Genomic DNA, 15535 nt, shown 5'->3' with positions numbered 1-15535 from the left:
AATGTACCCTTCAGTCCCGCGCCAATGCCTCGATCGGGTCCAGTCGCGCCGCATTTCTCGCCGGCACAAACCCGAACACCACGCCAATCAACGTCGAACAGGCAAACGCCATCACGATCGACGCCGGCGAAAACACCATCTCCCACTGCTTCACGAACACCTCGAACAACGAGCCGATCCCATACGACAAGGCAATCCCCACCACCCCGCCAAACAGGCAGACCATCACCGCCTCCACCAGAAACTGCTGGCGAATGTCCGACTGCCGGGCGCCCACCGCCATGCGAATGCCGATCTCGCGGGTGCGCTCGGTCACCGACACCAGCATGATGTTCATCACCCCGATACCGCCCACCACCAGCGAGATCACCGCAATCAGCGACAGCAGCAGGGTCAGCGAGCGGCTGGTTTTCTGCACGGTCTGCATGATGCTGTCGAGGTTGTTGGTGAAGAAGTCCTTGGTGCCGTGGCGCTGCATCATCACCTTGGTCACCTCCTCCTCCACCCGCTTGCTCGGCACGCCGTCCTTGATGCGCACGCTGATGCTGTCCAGGTGGCGCTGGCCGAGCACGCGGCCTGCCGCGGTTTCGTAGGGCACCCAGATGTTCAGCTGGTTGCTGGCGACGAACAGGTTCTTGTTCTCGGCGGTCACGCCAATCACCGTGCACGGCAGGTTGCCGACCAGGATCACCTGGCCCAGCGGGTCGATGTGCTGCCCGAACAGGCGCTTGCGCGTGTTGTGGTCGATCACCACCACTTGTGCCTGGCGCCGGGCGTCGTCGGCGCTGAACACGATGCCCGAGGCCAGGGGGATGTTGCGCACCTGGAAGTAGTGTTCACTGACGCCGTTGAGCTGCACGTCGACATCCAGGTTGCGGTAGCGCACCAGGGTGCTCTGGCCGATGACGGGGGTGGCGCTGTCGACGTAGTACAGTTCGTTGAGTGCCGCCACGTCGGCCGGTAGCAGGGTTTCGATGGTCTTGGCCCGGCTGTCGCCGAAGTTGCTGCCTGAGTAGATATCGATGGTATTGCTGCCGATGGCCTGGATGTCCTTGAGCACATAGCCTTTGGCGCCCTCACCGATGGCCGAGATGGACACCACCGAGGTGATGCCGATGACGATCCCGAGCATGGTCAGCAAGGTGCGCATGCGGTGCGAGACCAAGGCAATCCAGGCCATCTTGAAGGCTTCGCGGAACATCCCCAGGCTGGCCACCAGGCGCCGCGCTGCCGGTGCCTGCGGGGCCGGTTCGGCAGCTGGGGTGGGTAACGCTTCGGCGGCGTTGCGGCGGTCGCTGATGATCTGCCCGTCACTGACCTCGATGATCCGCTGTGCATGGGCGGCGACCTTCGGGTCGTGGGTCACCAGGATCACCGTGTGGCCTGCGGCGTGCAGCTCCAGCAGGATGTTCATCACCTCCTTGCCGCTGGCGGTGTCCAGCGCACCCGTGGGCTCGTCGGCGAGGATCACCTGGCCGCCGTTCATCAAGGCGCGGCAGATACTCACCCGCTGCTGCTGGCCACCGGACAGCTGGCTGGGGCGGTGTTCAAGGTGCCCGGCCAGGCCCAGGCGCGTCAGCAGTTCGCGCGCACGGTCATGGCGCTGGCCCTGCGGCGTGCCGGCGTATACCGCCGGGATCTCGACGTTGTGCAGGGCATCCAGGTGCGGCAGCAGGTGGTAGCGCTGGAAGATGAAGCCGAAATGGTCGCGGCGCAGCGCCGCCAAGGCGTCGTCGTCCAGCTCGCGGGTTTCCTGCCCGCCGACCTGGTAGCTGCCGCTGCTGGCGTTATCCAGGCAACCGAGGATGTTCATCAGGGTCGATTTGCCCGACCCGGACGCGCCGATGATCGCCACCAGCTCGCCGCTGTGAATCTCCAGGTCGATCCCCTTGAGCGCCAGGAACTCGCGGTCACCCGCCATGAAACTGCGGGTGACGCCTTGCAGGCGCAGCAAGGCCCCGCCGGTGCCGCTGGCGACCGCCCTGTGCGGGGTAAGCTCGACATTCATGTGCATGCTCACGCCCCTGCTTCGCCGGACACCGGCTCGCCGATCACCACCCGGTCGCCTTCGGCCAGGCCATCCTTGATCTGCACCTTGACGTTGTTGTTGATGCCGGTCTGCACGTTGCGCACCTGGGCAAAGCCCTTGGCATCGAGCACCCGCACCGGGAAGCTGCCGTCGCCGTTGCGCAGGCCCAGCGCCGCCACCGGCACGGTCAGCACGCCGGGGGCGGTGTCGAGGACGATATGCACCTGGGCAGTCATCGAGATGCGCAGGCGGTGCTCGGGGTTGGGCACTTCGAACAGTGCGTTGTAGAACACCGCGCCATTGGGCTTGGCGCTGCTGCCGTCGCTCTTGTCGCTGCTGTGCGCGTAGTTCTGCGGGGCAGGCTCGGTGCCGCGCAGCTTGGCGTAGTAGCGCTTGTCCTCGCCGAGGATGGTGAAGTACACCTCCTGGCCGGGGGTGATGTGGATCACGTCGGCTTCCGAGACCTGCGCCTTGACCGTCATGGTGTCGAGGTCGGCCAGCTTGAGCAGTATCGGCGCGAGCTGGTTGGCGATCACGGTCTGCCCTTCCTGGGTGACGATGCCGACCACATGGCCGGTAATCGGGGCGTTGATGCGGGTGTAGCCGAGGTTGACCTTGGCGGTGTCGATTTCGACCCGGGCGCTCTGGATCTGCGCGTCGAGCGAACGCACGGCGGCCTGCTGCACTTCGTACTCCGATTCTGCGTTTTCGTAGTCCTGGCGCGACACCGACTCGTCCGCCTGCAGCGCGCGGTAGCGCTCGTACACACGCCTGGCCTGCTTCAGCTGCGCCAAGGTCGAACGCCGTTCGGCCTGCAGTTTGTCTTCGTCGACCTCGGCCTGGCGCAGGGTATTGCGCAACACCAGCGGGTCGATCTCGGCCAGCCACTGGCCCTGGTCGACCTTGTCGCCAAGCTTGACCTTGAGCGACTTCAACTGCCCGGACACCTGGGCACCGACATCCACCTGTTTGATGCCTTCAAGGGTACCGGTGGCCAGCACCGCGCTCTCGATGTCACCCCGTTCGACCGTGGCGATGATGTACTGCGGCGCCTTGGCCGGGGCCTGGATGGCGTACAGCGCGATGCCGGCGACCAGGGCCACGGCGGCGCCGAGGGTGTATTTGCGGAATCTGGACTTGTCCATGAATACTCACTTTCACATTGAATGGCCATACCTCGCCCCCTGTGGGAGCGGGTTTACCCGCGACAGCGATGCAGGCTGCACCGCCATATTCGCGGGTAAACCCGCTCCCACAAGGGCCGAGGTGTCCCATGATTACTGGGTAACCTTGCCCAGCTGCAGCGCCTGCCCGTCATGCCACCAGGCCGCCAGGCTGAACACATCCGGCACCTTGAGGATGCTGAAGTGGTTGCCCGGCCCCTGCCACAACGCCAGTTGCGGCATCAGTTGCTGCCAGCCGTCCTGCATCGCCGCCTGTTCCCGTGCGTTACCGGCCGCATCCAGGCTCGGGTCATCGACCAGCACCAACCCCACCGGCCCGCTGTAGCCCAGCGTCGGCCGATAGCGCGTGCGCAGCGCCGTGGCGAACGTGCGCACGGTGCCTTCCAGGGCTTTGGGCGCGGAGCGCGCCGGCATCAACCCAACTCGCACCATGGCCCCGTGCAGTTGGCGCAGTTGCTCGTCATCGCTGGCCTGGGCAAACGCCATGGGCTCGATGTCCAAGGCCTTGCCGGTCGACAACTGCAACGCGTCGATCAGGCGCTGCAGCGCTTCGCCGAAGGTGTAGGGCTGGCCACAGGTACCGCCTTCGCCCGGTGCCTCGCTGTCGATCAGGGTCAATGAACGCACCGTGCGCCCTTTGGCCTGGAAGCGGGCCGCCATGGCATGCGCCACCCAGCCGCCGAACGAATGGCCCACCAGGTTGAGCGGCCCTTGCGGGTACAGCGCCTCGATGGCCTGCATGTGGCAATCGGCGGCGGCCTCTACCGATGTATGCGGCACCGAGCAACCCTCCAGGCCACGCGCCTGTAGCCCGTACAGCGGCCAGTCCGGCCCCAGCGCTTCGGCCAGGCCGATAAAGCTGGTAACGCTGTCACCCGCCCCCGGCACGCAGAACAGCGGTGCATGGCCCTGCTGGCCAGTCTGGATCGCCACCAGCGGCTGATAAGCCACAGCCTGCTCAGCCGGGCGCGCCGCGATGCTGGCGAGCGCGTTGCTGATCGCCTCACCCACCGCTGCCACATGCGGCGCCTGCATCATGCTGCGGTGGTCACCGGGCACGGCGATTTCAATCAGCGTCTGAGTCGGCAACGCTTCGCTCCAGCCCAGGCCGGGCAGGCCGTCGCTGCCCTGCTCGGCCCGGAACAGGTGCACCGGCACACTGAGCGGCGCCAGGCGGTACTGGGCCATGGCATGGCCGTGCGCCAGTTCGCGGGTGAAGTAATGGAGCAGCTGCTCATCGCTCATGCCCGACCACAGGCCGTAGAACAGGTGGTGTTCGCGGCAACTGGCCAGCAGCGTGGCGAAATCGGCCTGTTCCGCCTCCAGGCGCTGCAGATGCGCCAAGCGCGCTTCGCCGACCTCGCCCTGCGTACCCCAGAAGGCGCTGCAGTTGAGCAGCAGCTGCCGCTCCAGCGCGCGCGGCCCTTGCCAACGTGCCTTGCCCTGGTCGGCCAGGCGCGGCACATAGGTGTCGATCAGCCCGAGGAACTCGACGGTTTCATCCAGGCCCTGCAACTGGTTGGCCATTTCGAACGCCAAGACGCCACCGAACGACCAGCCTGCCAGGCGGTAAGGGCCATGTGGCTGCACCTTGCGCAGCTGTTCGATCTGGTAGCGGGCCAGGCATTCCAGCGTGCGCGGCTGCGGTTCGCCGCCAGGCACCCCCGGCAGGCCGTAGAGGGGGAAATCGCCTGGCAGGTGCTGGCCGAGCACCGGGAAGTAGAAGTCCAGGCCGCTGAACTCATGCACCAGGAACACCGCAGGTTGGCTGCCTGCTGCCCTGACGGTGACCACCGTCTGCACCTGAGCGGCGCTGCTGGCCGCCAGGTGGCGGGCCAGCGCCGCCACACCAGGGTGCTGGAACACGTCGTTGATGGCCACCTGCAGGCCTGCCTTGGTGAGTCTGTCGATCAGGCGGATGGCTGCCAGCGAATGGCCGCCGAGTTCGAAGAAGTTGTCGTGGCGGCCTACCCGCTCCACGCCCAGCAGTTCGGACCAGATCGCGGCCAGCAGCGTTTCGGTCTCGCCTTGCGGCGCTTCATAAGGGCGGTCTTGAATCGCCTCGGGCTGTGGCAGTGCCTTGCGGTCGAGCTTGCCGTTGGGGCTCAGCGGCAGGGCTTGGAGGTGCATGAACAGTGCGGGCAGCATGAATTCCGGCAGGTGTGCCGAAAGCGCCGAGCGCAGGGCTTCCAGCGCTTGCGGCTCGCCGGTGTAATACGCGATCAGGCGTTGATCGCGGGCCACGACGACGGCTTCCTTGATCCCGGCGATGGCGGTCAGGCCGGCCTGGATCTCGCCCAGCTCGATGCGCAGGCCACGGATTTTTACCTGGTCATCGTTGCGGCCAAGGTATTCGATGTTGCCGTCAGCCAGATGGCGCGCCAGGTCACCGGTGCGGTACAGACGTGCCCCGAGGCGGGTGCTGAACGGGTCGTCGATGAAGCGCTCGGCGGTCAGTTCGGCGCGGTTGAGGTAGCCACGGGCAACCTGCACGCCACCGATGAACAGCTCGCCTGCCACGCCCTGCGGTACGGGTTGGCCTTGCCCATCCAGCACGTACAGCGTGGTGTTGGCGATGGGTTTGCCGATCGGCGTGTTGTCCGGCGCGGTGACGCAGTGCCAGGCGCTCACATCCACCGCTGCTTCGGTTGGGCCGTAGAGGTTATGCAGTTCGACGCTCGGGAGCTGAGCGTGGAATCGACGCACCAGACTGCCCGGCAAGGCCTCGCCGCTGCACAGGACGCGTTTGAGACGATCTGCCGCCGCGTCGCCATGAGCGAGGAACACGTCCAGCATCGATGGCACGAAGTGCAAGGTGGTGACGCCTTCGCTGCGGATAAGCTGGCGCAGGTACTCCGGATCGCGGTGGCCGCCTGGGCGGGCCATGACCAGGCGCGCACCGGTCTGCAGCGGCCAGAGGAATTCCCACACCGACACGTCGAAGCTGAACGGCGTTTTTTGCAGCACCACATCGTCAGCACCGAGGCCGTAAGCCTCTTGCATCCACAGCAAGCGGTTCACCACCCCGGCATGCTCGTTCATCACGCCTTTTGGCAGGCCGGTGGAACCGGAGGTGTAGATAACGTAGGCCAGATGGCGCGGCGTCAGCGCTGCCACGACCGGGTTGCTGGCAGGTTCTGCGCTCCAGCTTGGCTGATCGAGATCGATCACCCTCCCAGCTTCCGGCACATGGCGGGTCGCCGCATGCACCAGCACTGCCACCGGCGCGCTGTCGCTCAGCATGTGCCGCACACGTTCGGCCGGGTAATCCGGATCGACCGGCACATAAGCACCGCCAGTTTTGAGGATGGCCAGCAAACCCACCACCATCGCCAAACCACGTTCGACGCAGATCGCCACGCGATCGTCCGGCTTCACACCAAGTCCGATCAGGTGATGCGCCAGACGGTTGGCCTGCTCGTTGAGCTGGCGGTAGCTCAATGCACCCTCTTCAGCCTGCACCGCCACTGCATCTGGCGTGCGCTCGACCTGCGCCTCGATCATCCCATGCAAGGTCTGCTCAAGGTCGTAGTCCACCGCCGTATCGTTGAACGCCAGCAACAGCTGCTTGCGTTCATCCGCATCCGGCAACCCGGTGTGCGCTGGAATCGCCTTCTCACCTTCGGCAAAGGTCCACAGCAATTGCTCCAGGTACCCCGAGTAACGCTCGATGGTCGCCCGGTCGAACAATGCCGTGGCATAGACGATGCCCCCGGCAAAGCCATCCACGCCCTCGCCCATGCTCAGGCTCAGGTCGAACTTGGCGATCCGCGCCTGCCCGCCCAGCGCACTCACCGCCAGCTCGCCCAACTTCAACGCCTGACGATCAGGGCTGCCCTCCCAGTCCAGCGACACCTGGTACACCGGCGTATGGGCAAGGCTGCGCTGCGGCCGCACGGCCTCGACCACCTGCTCGAAGGGCAGGTCCTGATGCGCCTGGGCCGCCAGCACGGTCGCTTTCACCCGCGCCAGCAGCGTGGCGACGCACGGCGCGCCCGAGGTGTCCACGCGCACGGCAATGGAGTTGACGAACATGCCGATCAACCCGTCCACCTCGGCCTGGCGGCGGTTGGCCAATGGCGAACCGACCACCACTTCGTCCTGCCCCGCAAGGCGCGTCAGCAACACCGCCCAGGTAGCCATGAACAGCATGTACGGTGTCACCCCATGGTCACGGCACAGCGCCTTCAGCTCGACGCTCAGCCGTGGGTCCAGGCAGATCGCGACGCTGTCGCCGGCGTACTGCTGGCGTTCAGGCCGTGGCCGGTCCCAAGGCAGGCTGATCAACGAGGGTGCCCCGGCCAGGTTGGCGGCCCAGTAGTCGGCCTGGCGCTGCATGTGGTCGGCGCCCAGCCAGCGCCGCTGCCACAAGGCGTAGTCCAGGTACTGCACGGGCAACGCTGGCAATGGGTCAGCGCGATCCTGGCTGAACGCTTCGTACAACTCGCCCAGCTCGCGCACCAGCACGCCCAGCGACCAGCCGTCAGCCACCAGGTGGTGCAGGGTCAGCAGCAGCACGTGGTGGTCCGCTGCCAGGTGCAACAGGCGGCCACGGATCGGCAGGCCCTGATTCAACGTGAAGGCTCGGCTGGCTTCCTGCTCGATCAGCGCAGCGATCCCCTGTTCGTCCAGGCCAGGCACTTCTATCCGGGCAAGGCTGAATGCGTCTGTGGCCAGCACCACCTGCGGTTCGCCATCCTGTTCGACAAACTGGCTGCGCAGGCTCTCATGGCGCTCGACCAGGCGCCGCAGCGCCCGCTCCAGCGCACCCGCATCCAGCGCACCGCGCAGGCGCAGGCCGATGGGGATGTGATAGGCCGCACTGCCGGGCGCCATCTGCGCCAGGAACCACAGGCGTTGCTGGGCGAACGACAACGGCAAGGGTCCCACGCGCAGGCTCGGCTGGATGGCCGGCAACGGCTGCGCCGGATGGCTGGCCAGGCTCGCCGCCACCGCGGCCAGGCGGTCGTCGGCAAACAGGTCGGCCAACGCCAGTTCCAGGCCCAGCCGCTGGCGGATCTGGGCCAGCATGCGCATCGCCAGCAACGAGTGGCCGCCCAGCTCGAAGAAGCGGTCGTCGCGCCCCACCCGCTCGACCTGCAACAGCTCGCACCACAGCTGGGCCAGGGCTTGTTCCTGCTGACCTTCAGGTGCTTCGTAGGCCGCTGCCGCGAAGTCCTGCGGCCCCGGCAGCGGCAATGCCCTGCGTTCGACCTTGCCGTTGTTGCTCAGCGGCATCCGCTGCAGCGCGACAAAGGCAGCCGGTACCATGTACTCCGGCAGGCGCCCACGCAGGTGGCTGCGCAGGTCACTGGCTTGCAGCGCCGCATCCAGGCGGGTGAACCAGGCCACCAGGCGCAACGGCCCCTGCTCGGCCGGCACGGCCATGACGACGACGTCGCCGATACCCGGGCACTGCGCCAGCTGCTGCTGGATTTCCCCCAGTTCGATGCGGAAACCGCGGATCTTGACCTGGTCGTCGTTGCGCCCCAGGCACTCCAGCTGGCCGTCGGCCTGCCAGCGCACCAGGTCGCCGGTGCGGTACAGCCTGGCACCGGCCTGTTGGCTGAACGGGTCATCGACAAAGCGCTCGGCGGTCAGCTCAGGGCGGTTGAGGTAGCCGAGGGCCAGGCCATCGCCGCCGATGTACAGCTCACCCACCACGCCCCGGGGGACCAGTTGCTGGTGGGCGTCGAGTACATAGACCTGGGTATTACCGATCGGCTGGCCGATCGGGACGTGGGTAGCGTTGGCGGCCAGCTCACGGACTTCGCAGGTGACCGCGAAGGTGGTGGTTTCGGTGGGCCCATAGCCGTTGACCAGGCGCAGCGTCGGCGCCCGTCCGAGCAGCGCCCGGAACGCCGCAGGCTCGGCACGCTCGCCACCGCTGATGACAATGCGCAGCCCCGCCAGTGCCTCGGGCAGCAGTTGTACGTACTGGTTGAACAGCGCCGTGGTGAGGAACAGCACGCTGATGCCTTCCTCTGCCAGGGCCACCGCGAAGTGCTGTGGGTCCACCAGCGTCGAGTGGTCGATCACCCGCACCTGGCCGCCGTTGAGCAGCGCGCCCCAGACTTCCAGGGTGCTGGCATCGAACGCCGGGTTGGAGGCAAAGGCGACACGGTCCAGGGCATTGAAATCGGCATAACCATTGGCCATCACCAGCCGCACGATGCCGCGGTGCGGCACGCACACGCCCTTGGGCATGCCGGTGGTGCCCGAGGTGTACATCACGTAGGCGCTGCTGCCGGCGTCCTGGGGCAGGCCTGGGTTGTGCACGGGCTGGCTGTCGAGTGCCAACCGGTCAAGGTCGATGCGCTGCACCGGGAACGCTGCAGCCGTGTCGGCCAACGTCAATAGCGCAGCAGCCTGGCAATCCTCGACCATGAACGCCTGCCGCTCGACGGGCGCATGGATGTCCAGCGGCACATACACCGCCGCGCACTTGAGCACCGCCAGTTGCGCCACCAGCAACGGCAGCGAGCGCGGCAGCAGGATCGCCACGCAGGCACCCGGCGTCACGCCTTCGGCGATCAGGTAGTGGGCCAGGCGGTTGGCGCGGGCGTTGAGCTCGCCGTAGCTCACGGCCTGCTGGCCATGCACGGCCGCCAGCGCCAGAGGGTGGCGTGCGACCCGTTGTTCGAACAGGCGCTGCACGCTGTGTTCACGCGGGTAATCGCGTCGGGTTGCGTTGAAGCCGTTCAGCAGGGTTTCGCGCTCTTGCTCGCCGATCAGGTCGACGTGTTCCAGGCGTGCCTGGTCATTGCCGACCATCGCCCACAGCAGGGTGTCGAAATAACCGAGGTACCGGCGCACGGTAGCCTCATCGAACAGCGCCGTGGCGTAGTCGAGGCTGCCGGCCAACGCTTCGCCTTGCTCGCCCAGGTTCAGCGTGAGGTCGAACTTGGCCACCTGCCCGGCCTGGGCCACGGCCTCGAGCTGCAGGCCCTGCAGTTGCAGCGCCGGGCCATGGGTAGCCTGCCAGTTGAGGGTCGCCTGGAACAACGGCGTGTGGGCCAAGCTGCGGGCCGGGCGGACGATCTCGACCACCTGTTCGAACGGCAGGTCCTGATGCGCCTGGGCTTCGAGCACACGGCTCCTGACCTGTTCGATCAGCGCCTGCGCGCTGGGTGCGCTGCCCGTGTCGATGCGGATGGCCAGGGTATTGACGAACAGCCCCGCCAGCGCTTCGAGTTCGGCGCGGCCTCGGCCAGCCACCGGGCAGCCGATCACCACCTCGGCCTGCCCGGAAAGCCGGGCCAGCAGCGCCGCCCAGGCGCCAAGCAGGGTCATGTACAGCGTTACCCCATGGCGCTGGGCCAGGGTGCGCAAGCCGGCGGCCAGGCGCGGGTCCAGCTGCACCGGCAGGCTGGCACCGGCGAAGTCCTGGCGCTCGGGGCGCGGCCGGTCGCCGGGGAGTTTGAGCAAGGTCGGTGCGCCTTCCAGCGCCTGGCGCCAGTAGTCGGCCTGGCGTTGCAACTGCTCACCGGCCAGCCAGCGACGCTGCCATACGGCGTAGTCGCCGTACTGGATTGCCAGGGGTGGCAATGGGTCTTCCAGGCCTTGGCACAGGGCCGGGTACAAGGTGCTCAACTCCTGGGTCAGCACACCGAGCGACCAGCCATCAGCGACGATATGGTGCACGGTCAGTGCCAGCACATGGTGTTCGGCGCCCAGGCGCAGCAGGCGCGCCCGCAGCAATGGCCCATGGGCCAGGTCGAAGGGCGCGCGGGCCTCCTCTGGCAGCCTTGTGGCCAGTGCTTCAAGGCTCGACGCCTCGCGCTGGAACCACTCGCCGCCGGCCGTGGCGGCGATGATCACCTCGGCGCTGTCATCACGCGGCACAAAGCGGCTGCGCAGGGTTTCATGGCGCTCGACGATGCGCAGCAGCGCACACTCCAGCGCATCGGCATCCAGCGGCCCGCGCAGGCCCAGGGCCAGCGGTACGTTGTAGGCCTGGTTGCCGCCTTCCATCTGCGCCAGGAACCACAGCCGTTGCTGGGCGAACGACATCGGCAGCGGTTGCTCGCGTGGCACCGGCAGAATGGCCGGCAGTTCACTGCGCCCGGCATCGGCCAGCACCGCGGCCACCGCCGCCAGTTCGGCATTGGCGAACAGCTCGGCCAAGGTCAGTTCTACGCCCAGGCGCAGGCGCACCTGCGAAACCATGCGCATGGCCAGCAGCGAATGGCCGCCGAGGGTGAAGAAGTGGTCATGCCGGCCCACCCGCTCGACCTGCAGCAATTCTGCCCAGATCTGCGCCAGGGCATGTTCGAGTTCGCCTTCGGGGCCCTCGTAGCCGTGCTCGAACAGCGCCGAACGCTCAGGCCTGGGCAACGCCCGGCGGTCCAGCTTGCCGTTGGCGGTCAGGGGCAAGGCCGCCAGCTCGACGAACGCTACCGGCACCATGTACTCCGGCAGGTGCGCCTGCAACTGGGCACGCAGGCTTTCAGGGGTTGCCGCCTCGACATCGGCCTGGCGCGTGAAGTACGCCACCAGGCGCGGCTGGCCGGGCTGGTCCTCGCGGGCGAGCACCACGGCCTCGTTGATGCCGGGCAAGGTGGCCAGGCGGTTCTCGATTTCGCCCAGTTCGATGCGCACGCCGCGGATCTTCACCTGGTCATCGTTGCGGCCCAGGTAGTCCAGCGTGCCATCGCCCCGCCAGCGCACCAGGTCGCCGGTGCGGTACATGCGTGCGTCAGGCGTAGCGCAGAAAGGGTCGTCGAGGAAGCGCTCAGCGGTGAGTTGAGGGCGGTTCAGGTAACCGCGGGCGACACCGGCACCGCCGATGTACAGCTCGCCCGGCACACCCAACGCCACCGGCTGGTGACGTTCGTCGAGTACGTACAGGCGGGCGTTGTCCACCGGCCGGCCGATGTGCAGCACCCCACCCGCCTCGACCACACCGGAGCTTGCCACCACGGTGGTCTCGGTGGGGCCGTAGTTGTTGACCACGGCAAAGCGCTGGGTGCGGTTGAACTGGCGCAGGCGGTCGCCACCGATCAGCAGGGTGCGCAGGGTCGGGTGTTCGATCTGGTGGCTGAAGGCATATTCGGCCACCGGCGTGGGCAGGAAGCTCACATCCAGTGGCTGGTCGCGCCACCAGGCGAGCATGGCATCGAGGTCTTCGTTGCCTTCAGCGGCCGGGGCCAGGTGCAGGGTGGCGCCGGCGCACAAGGCGGGCCACACCTCCCAGGCCATGGCGTCGAAGCCGAAGCCTGCCAGGCACGAAGTATGGCGGCCGTGGCAGAGGTCGAAGGCGCGGCAGTGCCAATCGACCAGGTTGTTGACGGTCTGGTGCTCGACCATCACGCCCTTGGGCTGGCCGGTCGAGCCGGAGGTGTAGATCACATAGGCCAGGTGGCGGGCGCCGAGGTCAGGGATTACCGGGTTGTCCTCGCGGGCGGGCCAGTCGGGCTGGTCCAGCAGCAGTACAGGAACGTTCAGGGCCCCCAGGCGCGTGCGCAGGGCGTGCTGGGCCAGCACCACCACCGGCGCGCTGTCGGCGAGCAGATACTGCACCCGCTCATCCGGGTGGGCCGGGTCGATCGGCACATAACCGGCACCGGCCTTGAGCACGGCCAGCAAGCCGGCAAGGGTCTCCAGGCCACGCCGGGCAACCACCGCAACGCGGTCATCGGCACGTACGCCAAGGCGGATCAGGTGATGGGCCAAGGCATTGGCCTGGCGGTTGAGGTCGGCGTACGTCAGGGATACGCCCGCATGGGTGGCGGCCGTATCGTGCGGATGTTTCTCGGCCTGCCGCTCGATACGCTGGTGCAGTGTCAGGCCGGTTTCATGGCTGATCGCGTAGTCATTGAAGCCTTCCAGCAGCGCCTGCCGCTCGCTGGCTGGCAGCATGTCGAGCCCCGCTACCTGTGCGCCCGGCGCCTCCAGCAGGCTTTCCAGGGTCTGCTGCAGGTAGGCGCAAACACGCTGCGCCGGCACTTCGGCACTGGCCAGCAAGGTCAGGCGGAAGGCTTCGCCCAGGTCATCGACGCTGAGCGTCAGCGGGTAATTGGTGGCCTCGGCCGAGTCGACGATGTCGATGCCGGCCAGTGCCGCACGGCGCGGTGCGCTGGCGGCCACCGCGCTGTGGCGATAGTTGAGCAGCGCGTTGAACAGCGGCGCCGGCGCCGCCACGCCGCTGCAGCGCTGGGCCAGTGCCAGCGGCGCGTGTTCATGGCGCATCAGCGCGCTCAGCCGCTGGTGGGTGGCACGGATCGCTGTCGGCAGGTCAACGCCGCCCAGGTCTACCCGCAGCGGCAACGTATTGATGAAGATGCCCAGCGCCCGGTCGGTGGCCTCGGCGCCCTGCAGGCGGCCCATCAGCACGGTGCCGAAGACCACCTGCGAGCGCCCGGTCAGGCCGCCCAGCACCCGGCCCCAGGCCAGGTGGAACAGGCTGGCGACACTGACGCCCTGCCCCCGGGCATAGGCCCGCAGGCGCAGGTTCAGTTCAAGCGACAGGTCGAGCTGATGCTCGTTGTGCTCCGCGCCATCGCCCTGTACGTCCTGGATGCCATAGGCCAGGGTCGATTCATCGATGTCGCCGAGCATCTCGCGGAAGAACGCCTCATGCTGCGCTTCGCTGATACCCAGCACCGCCTGCGCGACGTAGTTGCGGAACGGCACCGGCGCACCCAGGTGCTGATCTTCCCCGGTCAGGAAGGCGATCAACTCGTGGCGGACCACATCCAGGGCACTGTGGTCCATGGCGATATGGTGGAACTGCAACGTGGCGCTCAGTTTGCCATCGGCCTGGGCGGGCTCACGCAGCAGGCGGATCAGTGGGGCTTGGGTCAGGTCGAGCCGGGCACGGTCCGGGTCGTTCTCGGGCAACCCCAGCACCTGCAGTTCAGCTTCTCGCCAGACCACTTGCACCGGGGTTTCCAGGCCTTGCCAGTGGACCGAGGTGCGCAGGATGTCGTGGCGCGCGACCACACCGCGTAGGGCATCGGCGAACGCCTGCAAGCGCGCTTCGCTGGCAAACACGAAGCGCGCCTGCATCACGTACGGGTCATGGTCGGTGGCGCTGGCGTGGTGGAACAGCATGCCCTGCTGCAGCGGTGCCAACGGGTAGATGTCCTGCACATTGGCCGCGCCACCGGGGATGCAGGCGACGATTCGGTCGAGGGTGGCCTGGTCGAGGTCGATCAGGTTCACCAGCTGCGGCGTGATCCGCGTGCAGCCGGGCCCGATCAGGTTGCCCGGTACCTGTACCGCGCCCTGCTTCACGGCCATGTATTCGCCGCTTTCGATCATCGCCAGCAGTGCCGGCTTGTGCTCGCGCAGGCGCGCCACCAGGCTGGCATCGGTCAACGCCTGGCGATTGCCCTGGACCACCAGCTGGCCGTCCTTGAGCGCGAGTTGCACATTGTGGGCTGCCAGGGTTTCAAGTAATTGGTTAACACTCACAGGACGATCTCCATTCTGTCTGTGATGGCTGCATAGCCCGCCAGCGTGGGTTGTTCGAACAGCGCGCGGACATCGGCTTCCAAGCCTTCCTGGCGCAGCCGCGAAGTGAGGCTCACGGCCAGCAGCGAGTGGCCGCCCAGTTCGAAGAAGTTGTCGTTTCGGCCTACCCGCTCAACGCCCAGCAGTTCACCCCAGAGTTGCGCCAGGAGGATTTCGGTGTCGCCTTCGGGCGCCTCGTAGGCACGTTCTTGCAGCGCGTCGAGACCTGGGGCTGGCAGGGCCTTGCGGTCCAGCTTGCCGTTGGGGCTCAGTGGCAAGGACTCCAGGTGCATGAACAGCGCCGGGACCATGAACTCCGGCAGGTGTGCGAGCAAGGCTGCACGCAGCGTTTCCACCGGCTGTGGAATGCCGGTGTAGTACGCCACCAAGCGTTGTTCGTGGGCCAGGACTACAGCCTCCTTGACCCCGGCGATGCGGGTGAGGCCCGCCTGGATTTCACCCAGTTCGATACGCAGGCCACGGATTTTCACCTGGTCATCGTTACGACCCAGGTACTCCAGGTTGCCGTCGGCGAGGTGCCGTGCCAGGTCGCCGGTGCGGTACAGCTTCGCATCCGGCCGCGAGCTGAACGGGTCGTCGATGAAGCGCTCGGCAGTCAGTTCGGCGCGGTTCAGATAACCGCGAGCGACCTGCACGCCACCGATGTACAGCTCGCCGGCCACGCCCTGAGGCACCGGCTGGCCTTGCGCATCCAGCACATACAGCGTGGTGTTGGCGATGGGCTTGCCGATCGGCGTGTTGTCCGGCGACTCGACGCAGTGCCAGGCACTGACGTCGACGGCCGCTTCGGTTGGGCCATACAGATTATGCAGCTCTACCGTTGGCAGTTGCGTGTGGAAACGTC

The 15535-nt window shown here is 67.0% G+C and carries 4 protein-coding genes (1 of these 4 only partly in view); all 4 read right to left on the bottom strand.

Annotated elements, in window-relative coordinates; translation table 11 throughout:
- Positions 1-10: 10 nt before the first annotated feature.
- Positions 11-2014: a MacB family efflux pump subunit gene (locus CCOS865_RS17600; protein ID WP_119143123.1), complete on the bottom strand. Its 2004-nt coding sequence runs from the start codon at positions 2012-2014 to the stop codon at positions 11-13.
- 2 nt (positions 2015-2016) lie between these two features.
- Positions 2017-3174, bottom strand: a complete 1158-nt coding sequence (gene macA / locus CCOS865_RS17595) for a macrolide transporter subunit MacA (RefSeq protein WP_119143121.1) — start codon at positions 3172-3174, stop codon at positions 2017-2019.
- 132 nt (positions 3175-3306) lie between these two features.
- Positions 3307-14631: a non-ribosomal peptide synthetase gene (locus tag CCOS865_RS17590; protein ID WP_119143119.1), complete on the bottom strand. Its 11325-nt coding sequence runs from the start codon at positions 14629-14631 to the stop codon at positions 3307-3309.
- A protein-coding gene (locus CCOS865_RS17585) for a non-ribosomal peptide synthase/polyketide synthase (protein ID WP_119143116.1) crosses the window boundary here: on the bottom strand, positions 14628-15535 show its 3' portion. 21445 nt of this gene lie beyond the right edge of the window; the window shows 908 of its 22353 coding nt (coding positions 21446-22353); its start codon lies beyond the right edge, outside the window; the stop codon is at positions 14628-14630. The genes CCOS865_RS17590 and CCOS865_RS17585 overlap by 4 nt, the downstream gene beginning before the upstream one ends.

Source organism: Pseudomonas reidholzensis (assembly GCF_900536025.1).
In the GTDB taxonomy this organism is placed as follows: domain Bacteria; phylum Pseudomonadota; class Gammaproteobacteria; order Pseudomonadales; family Pseudomonadaceae; genus Aquipseudomonas; species Aquipseudomonas reidholzensis.
Note: the sequence above shows the minus strand (reverse complement) of the source record. Positions and strands in the feature narration are given on the sequence as shown.

What these genes read in the sequence shown, in the direction of transcription:
- macA (WP_119143121.1), bottom strand. Translation starts at nt 3,174, where the DNA reads ATGGACAAGTCCAGATTCCGCAAATACACCCTCGGCGCCGCCGTGGCC.
- CCOS865_RS17600 (WP_119143123.1), bottom strand. Translation starts at nt 2,014, where the DNA reads ATGCACATGAATGTCGAGCTTACCCCGCACAGGGCGGTCGCCAGCGGC.